The sequence below is a fragment of the Streptococcus oricebi genome (assembly GCF_017883985.1).
Classification (GTDB): Bacteria; Bacillota; Bacilli; order Lactobacillales; family Streptococcaceae; genus Streptococcus; species Streptococcus oricebi.
The window spans coordinates 196,725-210,821 of sequence record NZ_PRDG01000003.1 but is presented as its reverse complement, the minus strand read 5'-3'; the positions used below and the strand labels follow the sequence as shown (position 1 = coordinate 210,821).

Genomic DNA, 14,097 nt, shown 5'->3' with positions numbered 1-14,097 from the left:
TGGGGGAAAAGAAGGACTTTTATTGTTACAATCGATTGAGTCTTGGGAAGATGTTGAGGTCGATTTGGAAATTGATTAGAATAAAGGAAAAAAAGAATGAAGAAAAAACGTGTTCTCCTCCCCCTCCTATCGGGGCTTTTACTGGCCCCAACGCTCTTGGCCTACCATGTAGAGGCTGAGGAGCAGCTAGACTCTGAAAGGGTCAGTCAGATTAGCCAGAGCCAGTCCGAAGGTCAAGCAGGGACAGAAAAAGCAGAAGCTGATAGCCAGATAAATTCGCCCCTGTTGGCGCAAGAAGCAGAAAGAGAAGTCAAGACTGTTTCTGAGGGTCAGCCTTTTTCAGAAAAGGCCTCAGAAGAGCTTGCTAGTAGCTCAGAGCAAGCTAGTGGAGCTAGTTTAGAGCCCGCCCAGGTTGCAAGTCTAGCCCAGGACTCTCAAGCAAGTGGGACTACTAGTCAGGCCCCGGCCTTGAGCAAGGAAGAGGCTCTAAAAGGTCTACTGCAAGATGCGGTAACTGATCAGAAAATCCTAGGCTCTCAGACGGAAAATCTCATCAGTCTGGCTCGGAGCTTGGGCATGCTGGCTGAGGATGATTCCGAGCTCAAGCAGCCAATCAGTTTGGCAGAATGGACGCGCATGTCTGACCTGGCCCAGAAGTTCAAGGAGGCCAATCAGGCTGAAAAGAAGGCTCCTCTCTTTTTAAATGGCAAGGCCCAGCCGATTTTTCCTTATAGCTCGGGAGCGCTTAAGGAGGGCTATTCCAATAAAGAAAGTGATATTGCCCGCTTTACGGTCTATGTCGAGACCGACTATGATACGGACATGGACGGCAAGCCTGATTTGGTCAAGACCCTGGTCCAACTGCCCAAGGCAGCCCTAAAAGGGGACTATCAGGCAGCGACTATTTTTGAGGCTAGGCCCTATATTGCTGGGACGACCGGCAAGCGGACCATCGAGGACTTGGGGCTGACCTCTGGTTGTAGTTTTGATATGGACCAGCTTTATCGGCCAGTAGCCAAGAGGCAGGCCCAGGGCTTTGTGACTAGTCAGGAGCATGCTGACCAGGCCCAGGCCTCTGACTGGTACTATTATAATGACTATGAGCAAGGCTATGACTTTGAAAATCTCAACTGGTATGATTACTTCCTAGTCAGAGGTTTTGCAGTGGTGACCAGTGCTGGTCTAGGAACTCATGGCTCGGAAGGAATCAATACGACAGGCTCTGATTTGGAGATTGCCGCCTTTAAAAATATTATCGAGTGGCTGACGGGCAAGAGAACAGCCTATACAGATAGGGAGGGCCGCTTTGCCATTAAGGCCGATTGGTCCAATGGTAAGGTTGGGATGACGGGGCTTTCCTGGGCTGGAACGACAACCTTTGGTGTGGCAACAACTGGGGTTGAGGGTCTAAAGACCATTGTTCCTGCAGCGGGAATTGCTAGCTGGTATGACTACCTTAATAGTCAGGGTTCTCCTTTTTATGGGGAGCCTTCCAGTAATCTCTCCTGGCTATCAACCTTTGTAGCCAGCCGGATTTTAAATCCTAGTGACTGGGAAGACTTCAAGGAGACCTATGCCAACTACATCAGCCAGCTGGACCAGGATCAAAAGGCCCAGGACTATAATTATAGTCCGGTTTGGCAAAAACGAGATTATACCCTGGGGGCTGATAAAATCAAGACTCCAGCCTTGATTTTACATGGTCTCAATGATACCAATGTTAAGACCAAGCATTTTGAGCTCATGTATGAAGCCTTGAAAAAGGCGGGGCAAACAGCCAAGCTCTATCTCCACCAAGGAGAACATGCCTATCCTGTGGCAGTCAACTATGCCTACGGCTTAAATGGGCCTAATCAGGAAAGTTTCTTTGAATTGCTCAATCGTTGGTTTAGCCACTATCTCTATGATGTGGCCAATGATGTTGAAGGCCTGCCGACAGTAATGGCCCAGGATAATGATAATCCTAGCCACTGGACTAGCTATGATCAATGGGGAGATGCCCAAAAGACTCCAATTAGTGTGACGGGCGGACCAGAAGAGCTTAGACTTTCTAGTGATTATCCTAGTCAGGGAATCACCTGGGAAAATCGGGACCAGATGGTGCTCAAGGGTTCTTCTAAGGTCAATGCCAACTTTGTCTTAGATGTCCCAGAAGATCTGACCATTAAGGGACGTATCCCCCTGCATTTCCAAGCAGCCCTAGCTAAAGGACAGGGAAAGAACCTTCAAATCAGTGCTCTTCTAGTGGATATGGCAGATCAGGAGTTTGATACGGTATCAGAAGTCCCTTATGATGATGGCCAGGGGAACACCTATACTCATTATCCTTTACCGGTAGAAAAGAAAGATGGTTTTTGGCTGGGCTCTAATCTGCAAAATCTAGACCTGCGCCGGGTGGGGACTAGTAAGAAAAACTATAAGATTATTGCTAGCGCCTGGGGTAATCTTAGAAATCCTGAGGCGGACTGGACCTCGGCTTCGGCTAGCACCAGTATCGATCCACAAGTGGGCCAGTACCATGACTATACCCTTTATCTGCAACCGACCGTCTATAAGCTTAAGAAGGGTCACCGTCTGGCCCTAGTCCTGATGACCTATGATGCCAGCTCTAATGTCATTGAAGAAGTCTATGAACTCAGCTTTAAGCGGGATTCTATCCTGCTGGATCTACCGACAGTAGAAGGACTGGCCCCTCTAAAGGCTAGCTACCTCGCTCCAAAAGAGGCAGACCCAGAGCTCAAACCTAAGGACCTAGATGGCAGGCAAGAGCAGGGAGCAAGTACCCAGTTTGCTCAAGTAGAGGTCTCTCTGGTTCGCTCTAGCAAGACTAGCCAGCAGGACCAGCCAGATGCCGCAAGGATTTATAGAGCCCCTGCCGTCCTGCCAGAAACAGGTAGTAGGGAAAGTCTTTTAAGCCTCCTTGGTTCTTTCAGTCTAGTAGCGGGTCTCTTTGTCCTTAGAAAAAAGCAGGAAAACTTCTAGACTGGATGGAATCTATTAGACAATCCTTCTATTTTCTGCTACAATGTTTTTAGGAAGAATTCCTAATCATTAACCTTCTTTTAGCGAGTCCAGGAGAGTGTGAGCTGGATAGAAGGAGAGCAGGATGGCGCTTTCGGTAGTTTATTTATAAAAATGAAGTGATAAATTAGGGTGGAACCGCGTTTCAACGCCCCTATGCTGATAGGCAGGGTGGCAATGATGGCGCGTCTTCCACTTTTTGCTTGTCTTAAAAAATATTGTTTAGTTAGATAAAAGGAGCTGTCATGAAGAAAAAACTCACATTCATACTTGCTTTATTATTAGGAGGAATAGCTATGGTGACATTATCAGCGTGTGGAGAAAACAAAAATAGCCGCGAATGGATAGAAAACAAAGTTTCAGAGGTCAGCCGCGTCTATCCAACCGAAAACCTCTTCGACCTGTTTAAGGAATTTCCGGAAGGGTTTAAGATTGAACAAGTATATCTAAAGAAAGGCAACTATAGTATAGATTTTATTTTAGAAGGAAAATCTGACAATAAAACCATTTCTGGAAAACTGACAAAAACTCCTTCTACTGACGATGTAAATCAAAAGCCAGATGAAGAAATTGAAGTAAACTATGTCAACGGTCAGTTTGTCTTTTCAGATGAACAAAAGGCAAAGGAAATCTGGAAATTTGGTGGTTTCTTATTTCAAAAACTAACTTTAAACAAAAATATTTTTTCTAAATTTAAGTTAAAAGAGAAAAACTATAACTCTGTTACAAATGGATTTGATATATCCTATCATTTAAATAATAGATTAGTAAATGAGTATTTTAGTAAAAAAGAAACGGAAAATTCTATATTAAAAATAGGAAGTTCATTACAAAATCCGGGATATTACTATTATTCAGTAATCATTAACTATGATGACGGATTTTATTTTAGAGAAACGGTATCAAACGCGGAGGTATATAATGGCAATTAGTGAAATATCAACATTAGATGCGGCAAATTTAACTTACGAATTTGAGAATGTAAGAGTTAAGCAGTCTAATGAATTTCAAACAAAAGATGACTTGGTTAAATTAGTTAAGGATAGAAAACCTATCCCCTCCAACCTCCAATACCTGGACGATTTTCATGAGCCCAATACAGGGACGAGTGGGACTGCTTTTTTGGATAAGAAGACGGGTGAGGTTATCATCGCCTACACAGGGACTAATCCCAATGCCGACCTCTGGCATGACATCATGGCGGACGGCTATAGTATTGCCATGGGAGGTGGTTATCACTATGGGCCAGCCTATGCTTTTTACGAAAAAGTCCAGAAAAAATATGGGAACAATATTACCTTAACGGGTCATTCCCTAGGTGGCAATATTGCCCAGCGGGTAGCTCTGGAGTACAATGTGCAAAATACAGTAGTCTACAATGCTGCTCCCTTGAATGTTCCTGCAGGGGCTGCTATTAGACCTTTATCTACGGTTGTAAATGCCCTGACTGATATACTGATATCGGATAAGTTGGTTTCAACCAACAATGATACCTTAAAGAAAACGGCAACTTTTACGGGACAAGTAACTCGTATTAGGACGGAAGGGGATCCTTTAAATAATATTTCCCGTCCAGTTGGAGGGCTTTACATTGGTAGTGACTATGTCTTGAAAAATTCAGGTGGACATGGTATTGACCCCGAGATAACTGGTAATGGGGACTTAAAAGAACAAGTCAAGACCATTCTAGAAGTGACCGAGCCCAAAAAGGTTTCACAGTTAGAAAAGAAAAATACGGAAAGTCTGCAAAAAATTCAGCGGGCAAATCTCACTGTTAGTAAGTTGGTTGATAAATTTTCAGCAGATGGTAGCCTCAGTTCCAATGAGATGTTTTATCTGGATAGCTTGCAAGCTACAGCCCTAGCGGCTTCCTTGACTGAAACGGTTCAAAATGGAGCTGATGAAATAGCGACTACTGCCCAAAAGGCCGTGGAGGAGGCAGAAAAGGCTTATAACAAAAGCAAAGAAATTCCTTGGTTTGTAACAGAATTGAGCAGTGATGAAGTACAAGCAACTTATGCAGAGGCAGGTGTGACTTATAATAGTATTGTCACCAAGACTAAGGAGCATTTTGATAAAAAAACAAGTAATATGGCATCAATTGTTAGTACCTTTACAAATTTAGAGGGACAAATTAAAGCGGGGATTGAGCAGGCCGTGGCGGCAGATGCTCGTTTAGCGGAGGATATCAATCAATGGACAAGTTCGACCTAATCCAAGAAAAAATAAACAAACAAAAGCAACAATTAGAGCAGTTAGAAGACGACTACCAACTTTCAAAAAAGAAAATCAATCAATCTTTTGCAAAGTTAGAAAATAATCGTAATCAACTGTATCATATACTTGACGATTTTAGCGAACTTTCCTATCATTTTGCAAAAAAAGAGGAGAGAGACGATGAGAAGCTTGCCGAGTTTCAGCAATTACTGTACACCTATAGGAATGCTACAGAAATGGTTTATCGCAAACAAGTACAAGATTTAGAAATCAAAGATGAAAAAATAAGGACTGATTATAATAAAAATTATAGGAAAGTAGAAGATAGTCTTGAAGAGAGCTACCTACTAAGAAAACAGGCGAACCAAGAAAATTAGGAGGCGAAGTATGGATGTGATAGATACTATTGGAGATGTACTGCAAGGAAAAAAAGACTTGAAAGAAATTAAAAAGGACTTAGAAAAAGCTGCTATTAAAGCTTTTTGTGCCCCACCGATAAAGGCCGAACGAAAAAAGATAGAGGCGGATTATGATAAACAAATAAGTATCACGGCAGCTACTACTAAGACAGCTATAACAACTCTATCTTATCAAATGAATGAAAAAATAAAAGGAAAAGGTCAGACGGCCATTGATGAAACGATTGACAAACATTCAAAAGATTTTGACTCTATTTAATAACTATATCTAAGCAAACCGAGGAGAACACTATGACTAAAAAACTAACCTTCCAAGAGATTATCTTAACTCTTCAACAATTTTGGAATGACCAGGGCTGTATGCTGATGCAGGCCTATGATAATGAAAAAGGGGCGGGGACTATGAGTCCTTATACCTTCCTGCGGGCGATTGGGCCTGAGCCTTGGAATGCAGCCTATGTGGAGCCTTCCCGTCGTCCGGCAGACGGGCGCTATGGGGAGAACCCCAACCGGCTCTACCAGCACCACCAGTTTCAAGTGGTCATGAAGCCCAGTCCTAGCAATATCCAGGAACTCTATTTGCAATCCTTGGAAGTCTTGGGGATCAATCCCTTGGAGCACGACATTCGTTTTGTCGAGGACAACTGGGAAAATCCGTCAACTGGCTCGGCTGGTCTTGGCTGGGAGGTCTGGCTAGACGGCATGGAAATTACCCAGTTTACCTACTTCCAGCAGGTTGGGGGTCTTGCGACCAAACCAGTTACTGCTGAGGTGACCTATGGCTTAGAGCGTCTGGCTTCCTACATCCAGGAAGTGGACTCGGTTTACGATATTGAATGGGCAGATGGTGTCAAATACGGTGAAATTTTCACCCAGCCAGAGTTTGAGCATTCAAAATACAGTTTTGAAATCAGCGACCAGGCCTTGCTTTTATCTAATTTTGATAAGTTTGAGGCGGAGGCTAAGCGCTGTCTAGAGGAGCACCTGGTCCACCCAGCCTATGACTATGTGCTCAAGTGTTCCCACACTTTTAACTTATTGGATGCGCGTGGAGCCGTTTCTGTAACCGAGCGGGCAGGCTATATCGCCCGCATTCGTAACCTAGCCCGCGTAGTTGCCAAGACCTTTGTCGCTGAGCGTAAGCGTTTAGGCTATCCACTTTTGGACGAGGCCAGTCGGGAAAAATTATTGGCTGAGGAGGAAGCATAATGACCAAGAATTTATTAGTAGAATTAGGCCTAGAAGAGATGCCAGCTTATGTTGTCACTCCTAGCATGAAGCAGTTGCGCGATAAGTTGGGCCAATTTTTAGACCAGAAGAGACTGTCTTTTGAAAAGATTGAAATGTTTTCAACCCCGCGGCGCTTGGCGGTGCGGGTAGTCGGTTTGGCCGATAAGCAAAGCGATTTGAGCGAGGACTTCAAGGGGCCAAGTAAGAAAATCGCCCTAGATGCTGATGGCAACTTTACCAAGGCAGCCGAGGGCTTTGTCCGAGGCAAGGGGCTGACTACGGCTGACATCACTTTTAGGGAAATTAAGGGTGAGGAATATGTCTATGTCAGCAAGGAAGAAATCGGCCGTCCAGTAGAAGAAATCGTTCCTCAGCTGGTAGAGGTTTTGGAAAGTTTGACCTTCCCTGTTAATATGCACTGGGCCAATAATAGTTTTGAATACATCCGTCCCGTCCATACCCTAACTGTTCTCCTAGATAATCAAGTCTTTGACTTGGATTTCCTAGATATCAAGGGCTCTCGAATCAGTCGAGGCCACCGTTTTCTAGGCCAGGAAGTTGAGTTGCAATCGGCTGATTCTTATGAGCAGGACCTAGAGTCTGTTTATGTCATTGCGAATCCGCTTGAACGGGGCAATCTGATTTTAGAGCAGATTAAGGAGATTGAGCGGGAGCGCCATGTTCAGGTAGAGATTGACGAGGACCTCTTTAATGAGGTATTAAACTTGATTGAGTACCCAACGGCCTTTATCGGCCGCTTCGATGAGCGCTATCTGGAGGTACCAGAGGAGGTTCTGGTTACCTCAATGAAGGTCAACCAACGTTACTTTGTTGTGCGTGATGAGGCCGGTAAGCTCCTCCCTTACTTTGTCTCTGTCCGCAACGGAAATAGCCAGCACCTGGAAAATGTGGTCAAGGGTAATCAAAAGGTTCTGGTGGCTCGCTTGGAGGATGCTGATTTCTTCTGGCGGGAGGACCAAAAACTTCAAATTGAGGACTTGGTAGCCAAGCTCGACAACGTGACTTTCCATGAAAAAATCGGAAGTCTCTCGGAGCACATGGAGCGGACCAGTCAGATTGCCCAAGTTTTGGCCCAAAAGGCCGGTTTGGCTGAGCATGAAGTCAAGGATTTGGAAAGGGTAGCAGCCATTTATAAGTTTGACCTCTTGACTGGCATGGTAGGAGAATTTGATGAACTGCAAGGGATTATGGGGGAAAAGTATGCCCTCCTAGCAGGTGAAAATAAGGCAGTAGCCCAGGCCATTCGGGAGCACTATCTGCCAAGTTCGGCTGATGGTCAACTGCCTGATAGTAAGGTGGGGGCAATCCTAGCCTTGGCTGATAAACTGGATACCATTCTCTCCTTCTTCTCGGTCGGCCTGATTCCATCTGGTTCTAACGATCCTTATGCCCTGCGTCGGGCTACCCAGGGAGTGGTGCGCATCCTGGATAAATTTGGCTGGGAGATTGATTTGGCCCAGCTGATAAGCGAGCTCTATCAGCTGTCCTTTGCTAGTCTAAGCTATAGTCATCAAGAGGAAGTTCTGGCCTTCTTTAGGGCTCGGATTGAAAAGATGATGGACAGCAGTATTCCTAAGGATATTGTAGCAGCCGTCCTTAATAGCCGGACTCTGGTTGTCAGAAATCTGATTGAGGCAGCCAAGCTCCTAGCAGAAAAAGCCAGAGAAGAGGGCTTTAAGCCAGCCGTTGAGAGTCTGGCCCGGGTCTTTAACCTAGCCAGCAAGGCTGATAGTTCTACGGTCAATCCAATCCTATTTGAAAATGAGGCTGAAAAGGACCTATTTCTGGCCTTGGAAGACCTGCACTTGTCTGATGATTTAGAGGCTAATATTTCACAACTTTTTGCCCTAAGTCCAGTCATTGACACTTTCTTTGACAATACCATGGTCATGGCTGAAGACCAGGATTTACGGCGCAATCGTCTGGCCTTGCTGAAGCGCTTGACCCAAACGGCAGCAGAAATTGCCCAGTTTAACCAAATCAATACCAAATAGGAGGACCTTGATGGAACAAGCAAAAATCAACCGGATCAATGAATTAGCCAAAAAGAAAAAGGCAGAAGGCCTGACGCCAGAAGAAAAGGTAGAGCAGGCCAAGCTCAGAGAGGAGTATATCGAGGGCTATCGGCGTAGCATTCGCCACCATGTGGAGGGAATCAAGCTGGTCGATGAGGACGGCAACGACGTCACCCCAGAAAAACTCCGCCAAGTCCAACGTGAAAAGGGGCTGCATGGCCGCTCCTTGGACGACCCCAACTCCTAAGATAAAAGAGGGGACTGAAAAGACCGGGTGCAAAACTCGGTCTTTTTCTGTATAATAGAAGAAAAGGCTTACAAGGAGAGCGTATGCTATTAGAACAATTAGAAGAAAAAGAAGGCCTCACTCCTCAGGAGCAGCTGGTGGCAGCCTATCTTTTAGAGCACCCAGCAGAGCTTGAAAATCTGTCCATCAGTCAGTTGGCCCGCAAGTCCTTGACCAGCAAGGCTACTGTTGTTCGGCTGAGTAAAAAGCTGGGTTTGACTGGTTATCAAGAGTTAAAGTTAAAGCTCCTACTCGAGCTTAACCAAAAGCAACACTTTGAACGCCTCCTAGCCCAGGAGCCGATTACCGGAGAGAGTCGTTTCCAAGATTTGGTGGATATTTTACCTGGTCTTTATGACAAGGCCCTGACCAATACTAAATTAGGCCTATCCAAGCAAGTGATGAATAGGATTGCTAATTACCTCCATCAGGCAGAGCGAATTGAATTTTACGGGACGGGGATTAGCTATCATCTGGCTCAGACCGCGGCCTTTAAATTTGCGACTCTGGGACGAGAAGCGGTAGCCTATGAAAGCCTCAATTACCACTATTTGGCTGCCAGAAAAGACCAGCGTAGGGTGGCCCTCTTTTTGAGCTTTACGGGAGAAAATGCCAGTGTTCAGGAGATGGCCCACTATCTGCGTCATAAAACGGCAACCTATGTAGTAGGGATTGCTGGTCCTCATCATCAGGGGCTCAAGCCATCCTGCCATGAGCTGGTGGAGATTCCCAATCGGGACTCACTTTTAAGTCTAGATGTTATCTCTTCCTTTGCGGCTAGTAACTATGTTCTCGATTTACTTTTTGCCCTCCTCTTAGCCAAGCAATACGACCGTCACCTAGCCTCTTCCTTGGCCATGCTCAAAAGCCAGGCAGAAGATCTTTGAGTGGGATTCTATTTGCTTCCAGCCTCTTGTAAGTTCAAACTAGGCTAGCAGAGATACCCTGTTCATCTTAATTTTTAAAAGAGGCTGAGCCTAAAAAGGACCTTTGTTTCAAAAAAAGGGGTCTTTTTTTCTTTCTTTTGAAACCTTGAACCAATTTCTTCTTTCAGCCTTGTAGGGACTGAAAGCGCATGCTAAACTAGGGTCATAAAATCTGAAAAAAGGAAGGTAAAATCATGGGACAGTATCATGATTTGGCACAAGAAATTGTCAAAAATGTGGGAGGAAGTGACAATGTCACCGGTCTGGTCCACTGTATCACTCGCTTACGCTTTAGTTTAAAGGATGAGTCCAAGGCCAAGGACCAAGTCCTCAAGGATATGGACGGGATTGTAACGGTTATGAAGTCTGGCGGTCAGTACCAGGTCGTCATCGGCAATCATGTGGCAGACGTTTTTGAAGAAGTCATGCCCCTCCTGAATTTAGCTGGCTCTTCAAAAGAAGAAGGTCAGCCGGAAAATCCTAAAAAACTCTTGGACCGGATGATTGATACCGTTTCAGGTATCTTCCAGCCGATTCTAGGAATTATGGCTGCCTGTGGGATGTTAAAGGGACTCAATACCCTCTTTATCACCCTAGGTTGGTATAGTGCCACAAGCGGAGGTTCCTTGATTATCAATGCGGCTGGCGATGCTCTCTTTACCTTTATGCCTCTTTTTCTAGGTTATACAGCAGCCAAGAAGTTTGGCAGCAAGCCTATGATTGGGCTAGTGATGGGGGCAGCTATGTGCTACCCAGCTATTCAAGCTAGCACTCTAGCAGCTGCTGGCAAGCCCCTCTATACTATTTTAAGTGGGACCATGTTTGCCTCTCCAGTTTATATGGATTTCTTCGGAATTCCAGTCATCTCTATTGACTATACAGGAACGGTTATCCCAGTTATTTTAGCAGTCTGGTTTGCTTCAAAATGCGAACATTTCTTTAGCAAACGGATTCCTGACCTGGTCAAATTTTTCTTTGTTCCTATGTTGACTGTTTTGATTTCTCTCCCAGTAGCCCTGATTGTTCTAGGGCCTATCGCCAGCTTTGGCTCCAATCTGATTTCTCAATTAACCCTAGCTATTCGCGACTTTAGTCCCCTCCTAGCAGGAGCAGTAGTTGGTGCAACCTGGCAAATCTTAGTTATCTTTGGTATGCACTGGGGCTTTATTCCAGTCTACATCAATAATATCCAAACCCTCAAATACGATAATGTCATGATGCCCTTCTTTGCCTGTACCTTTGCTACAGCAGGAGTTATTCTGGGAATGTTTATCAAAAGTCCTGATAAAAAGATTAAGGAAATGTCCATTCCCAACTTTATATCGGCTATCTTTGGGGTAACTGAGCCAGCTATCTATGGTCTCCTCCTGCCCAAGAAAGTTCCCTTTATCCTTAGCTGTATTGCTGGTGGGATTGGCGGTGCCTTCTATGGTTTCTTCAACTTTAGAAAATTCCAAATGGGAGGCATGGGAGTCTTTGAACTGCCTAATATGATTGACCCGAGTGGGGATGCAACCAATATTATCGTAGCGATTGTCGGTATCCTGATTTCTATGGCTCTAGGTCTCATCTTAACCCTGATTTTCTATAAGGAAAAAGAAGCAGTAGGAGATGGAGCAGCAGAAAAAGCTAAGACTAAGACAGAGCAAAAATCAATTCAACCAGAGGCGGAAGCCTTTAGCCCCCTAGCAGGGCAGGTTTTGGCCCTGTCAGAAGTGGAAGATGCAGCCTTTTCTTTGGGTGCTTTGGGACAAGGTGTGGCTATTCTACCAGAAGAAGGAGCTGTCTATGCTCCAGCTGATGGCCAAGTATCCGTTGTCTTTCCAACTGGCCACGCTCTTGGTCTTGTCTTGGATAATGGTATGGAAGTCTTGATTCATGTGGGAATGGATACAGTTCAATTAGAGGGCAAGGGCTTTAAGACCCTGGTCAAGGCTGAGGAGAGAGTCCATAAGGGCCAAAAATTAGTTGAGTTTGACCGCGATTTGATTAGTGCAGCAGGCTATCCTCTGGTGACTCCTGTTGTCGTCACCAATAGTGCAGACTTATCTAGTCTAGAGTTGACACAAGCAAGGAAGATTCAAGTCGGAGACTTCCTATTTAAAACAAGCAAGGAAAATAAAGGAGGAGAAAATGCCTAAAAACTTTCTCTGGGGCGGAGCTACAGCTGCCAATCAGTCTGAGGGTGGCTGGCAGGAGTCCAATCGAGGGCCAGCTATTGTTGATGTTCTTCCTCATGGTCAGGAGAGATTAAGGGTCATGCTAGGAGAGTTAGACTATCGTGACTTGCCTGATGATAGCTACTATCCAGCCAGAGAGGCAATCGACCACTTCGGCCACTACAAGGAGGATATTGCCCTCTTTGCCCAAATGGGCTTCAAGGCCTACCGTTTCTCTATTTCCTGGTCGCGTATTTTTCCGACCGGGGAAGAAAAAGAGCCAAATCAAGCTGGGCTAGCCTACTACCAGGACTTTATCAAGGAATTACTCAAGTACAATATTGAGCCTATTGTGACTATCTGCCATTTTGATATGCCCCTCAATCTAATTGACAAGTATGGCTCTTGGAAAAATCGTCAGCTAATTGATTTTTACCTCCGTTATTGCCAGGTTCTCTTTGAAACCTTTAAGGACCAAGTCAAATACTGGATTACCTTTAATGAAATCAATATGCTGATGCACCTTCCATTTATGGGGGCTGGCCTTCGTTTTGAGGAAGGGGAAAATGTCCTAGAAAGCAAGTATCAGGCGGCCCACTATGAACTGGTAGCTTCTGCGCGTGCGACCCAGCTGGCCCACCAAATCAATCCAGACTTTCAACTGGGCTGTATGCTAGCAGCTGGTTCAGTCTATCCTTATAGTTGCAAGCCTCAAGATGTTTGGCAGGCCCTGCAAATGGATCGAGAAAATTATTTCTTTATTGATGTCCAAGCACGGGGAGCCTATCCAAACTATGCCCTTAAGTTCTTTGAAAAGCAGGGCTTCAATCTAGATATAAGGGAGGAAGACTTGCAGGTCTTAAAGGAGCATACAGTTGACTTTATCTCTCTATCCTACTACAATAGCCGCTGTGTTCGCTCTGACGGAGCAGGGGAAGCAGGAGGAGGCAATGTCTTTGCCTCAGCTAAAAATCCTTATCTAGAAGTGAGTGAATGGGGCTGGCCAATCGATCCACTGGGATTTCGTATCACCCTAAATAATCTCTATGATCGCTATCAAAAGCCCTTATTTGTCGTAGAAAACGGCCTTGGAGCTCGCGATGAGCTAGTAGATGGCCAGATTGAGGATGACTACCGAATCAACTATCTGGCCGGTCACATCCAGGCCATGTTAGAGGCTATGGAAGAAGACGGAGTAGATATTCTGGGCTACACTGCCTGGGGCTGTATTGATTTAATTTCAGCCACTACTGGAGAGATGTCCAAGCGCTATGGCATGATTTATGTCGATAAGGCCGATGACGGCTCGGGCAGTCTCAAGCGCATTCCTAAAAAATCTTTCTATTGGTATCGGGACCTCATTGAAAAAAACAGCCACATCTAAAAGCAGAATTGGCTGGAAAGGGAGAGAGTTTTGGAAAAATATCAAGTTTATAAAATAGGCTAGTAAAAAGTTCAAGACGCGGTAATTTTTGGGATTTTAACTTCGCCTTTTCAGGATATGAATTTTGCCACAATCTTTGCTGGTTTTATTAGCTATCTTCAACAGTCCACTGGACTGTTTTTTTGATACAACCTTCGCTTGTTTTATTCGTCGCCTTCAACAATCCCCCTCCTTTTTGTTTGGGAATAATAATTTGGGAAATACTTTTTAGTAAACATGAATGGCTTTGATTAAGGTTTCTAATTTATCGGATACCCTGAAATTTATCCGAAAATTATTTGTTACAATCTAGAAGTAGCGAGGTGCAAGAAGTTTTGCACGAGAAAGTAGGACTTGCTGAATAAACAATAATATAAGGA

11 protein-coding genes are annotated in these 14,097 nt (G+C 44.8%); all 11 read left to right on the top strand.

Going from position 1 to position 14,097, the window contains the following annotated elements; genetic code table 11:
• Nucleotides 1-96 precede the first annotated feature (96 nt).
• The 11 genes from C4K46_RS06040 to C4K46_RS05990 all read left to right on the top strand — a co-directional run bounded on the left by C4K46_RS06040 (nt 97) and on the right by C4K46_RS05990 (nt 13,678).
• Nucleotides 97-2,982: a CocE/NonD family hydrolase gene (locus C4K46_RS06040; RefSeq protein ID WP_209627995.1), complete on the top strand. Its 2,886-nt coding sequence runs from the start codon at nt 97-99 to the stop codon at nt 2,980-2,982.
• 284 nt (nt 2,983-3,266) lie between these two features.
• Nucleotides 3,267-3,953, top strand: a complete 687-nt coding sequence (locus C4K46_RS06035) for a hypothetical protein (protein WP_209627994.1) — start codon at nt 3,267-3,269, stop codon at nt 3,951-3,953.
• Entirely contained in the window at nt 3,943-5,235 is a 1,293-nt protein-coding gene (locus C4K46_RS06030) for a Tle-like phospholipase domain-containing protein (RefSeq protein WP_209627993.1), read from the top strand. Before C4K46_RS06035 ends, C4K46_RS06030 begins: the two co-directional genes overlap by 11 nt.
• Nucleotides 5,217-5,615, top strand: a complete 399-nt coding sequence (locus C4K46_RS06025; protein WP_209627992.1) for a hypothetical protein — start codon at nt 5,217-5,219, stop codon at nt 5,613-5,615. Before C4K46_RS06030 ends, C4K46_RS06025 begins: the two co-directional genes overlap by 19 nt.
• Before the next feature lie 10 nt (nt 5,616-5,625).
• On the top strand, nt 5,626-5,916 hold the full coding sequence (locus C4K46_RS06020; RefSeq protein ID WP_209627991.1) for a hypothetical protein: 291 nt from the start codon (nt 5,626-5,628) through the stop codon (nt 5,914-5,916).
• A gap of 32 nt (nt 5,917-5,948) precedes the next feature.
• Nucleotides 5,949-6,866, top strand: coding sequence for a glycine--tRNA ligase subunit alpha (gene glyQ, locus C4K46_RS06015; RefSeq protein WP_209627990.1), 918 nt, complete (start codon nt 5,949-5,951; stop codon nt 6,864-6,866).
• Nucleotides 6,866-8,902, top strand: coding sequence for a glycine--tRNA ligase subunit beta (gene glyS / locus C4K46_RS06010; RefSeq protein ID WP_209627989.1), 2,037 nt, complete (start codon nt 6,866-6,868; stop codon nt 8,900-8,902). Before glyQ ends, glyS begins: the two co-directional genes overlap by 1 nt.
• Nucleotides 8,903-8,912: 10 nt before the next feature.
• On the top strand, nt 8,913-9,170 hold the full coding sequence (locus tag C4K46_RS06005; protein ID WP_209627988.1) for a DUF896 family protein: 258 nt from the start codon (nt 8,913-8,915) through the stop codon (nt 9,168-9,170).
• An 83-nt stretch (nt 9,171-9,253) separates the two neighbouring features.
• Complete coding sequence (locus tag C4K46_RS06000; RefSeq protein WP_209627987.1) at nt 9,254-10,096, top strand: MurR/RpiR family transcriptional regulator; 843 nt, start codon at nt 9,254-9,256, stop codon at nt 10,094-10,096.
• A gap of 233 nt (nt 10,097-10,329) precedes the next feature.
• Nucleotides 10,330-12,276 carry a beta-glucoside-specific PTS transporter subunit IIABC gene (locus tag C4K46_RS05995; protein ID WP_209627986.1) on the top strand — a complete coding sequence of 649 codons (1,947 nt, stop codon included), beginning with the start codon at nt 10,330-10,332 and terminating at the stop codon, nt 12,274-12,276.
• Nucleotides 12,269-13,678: a 6-phospho-beta-glucosidase gene (locus C4K46_RS05990; protein WP_209627985.1), complete on the top strand. Its 1,410-nt coding sequence runs from the start codon at nt 12,269-12,271 to the stop codon at nt 13,676-13,678. Before C4K46_RS05995 ends, C4K46_RS05990 begins: the two co-directional genes overlap by 8 nt.
• The last annotated feature ends 419 nt before the right edge of the window (nt 13,679-14,097 follow it).

Coding starts and splice junctions, on each gene's coding strand:
- C4K46_RS06040 (WP_209627995.1), top strand. CDS start 97: ATGAAGAAAAAACGTGTTCTCCTCCCCCTCCTATCGGGGCTTTTACTG.
- C4K46_RS06035 (WP_209627994.1), top strand. CDS start 3,267: ATGAAGAAAAAACTCACATTCATACTTGCTTTATTATTAGGAGGAATA.
- C4K46_RS06030 (WP_209627993.1), top strand. CDS start 3,943: ATGGCAATTAGTGAAATATCAACATTAGATGCGGCAAATTTAACTTAC.
- C4K46_RS06025 (WP_209627992.1), top strand. CDS start 5,217: ATGGACAAGTTCGACCTAATCCAAGAAAAAATAAACAAACAAAAGCAA.
- C4K46_RS06020 (WP_209627991.1), top strand. CDS start 5,626: ATGGATGTGATAGATACTATTGGAGATGTACTGCAAGGAAAAAAAGAC.
- glyQ (WP_209627990.1), top strand. CDS start 5,949: ATGACTAAAAAACTAACCTTCCAAGAGATTATCTTAACTCTTCAACAA.
- glyS (WP_209627989.1), top strand. CDS start 6,866: ATGACCAAGAATTTATTAGTAGAATTAGGCCTAGAAGAGATGCCAGCT.
- C4K46_RS06005 (WP_209627988.1), top strand. CDS start 8,913: ATGGAACAAGCAAAAATCAACCGGATCAATGAATTAGCCAAAAAGAAA.
- C4K46_RS06000 (WP_209627987.1), top strand. CDS start 9,254: ATGCTATTAGAACAATTAGAAGAAAAAGAAGGCCTCACTCCTCAGGAG.
- C4K46_RS05995 (WP_209627986.1), top strand. CDS start 10,330: ATGGGACAGTATCATGATTTGGCACAAGAAATTGTCAAAAATGTGGGA.
- C4K46_RS05990 (WP_209627985.1), top strand. CDS start 12,269: ATGCCTAAAAACTTTCTCTGGGGCGGAGCTACAGCTGCCAATCAGTCT.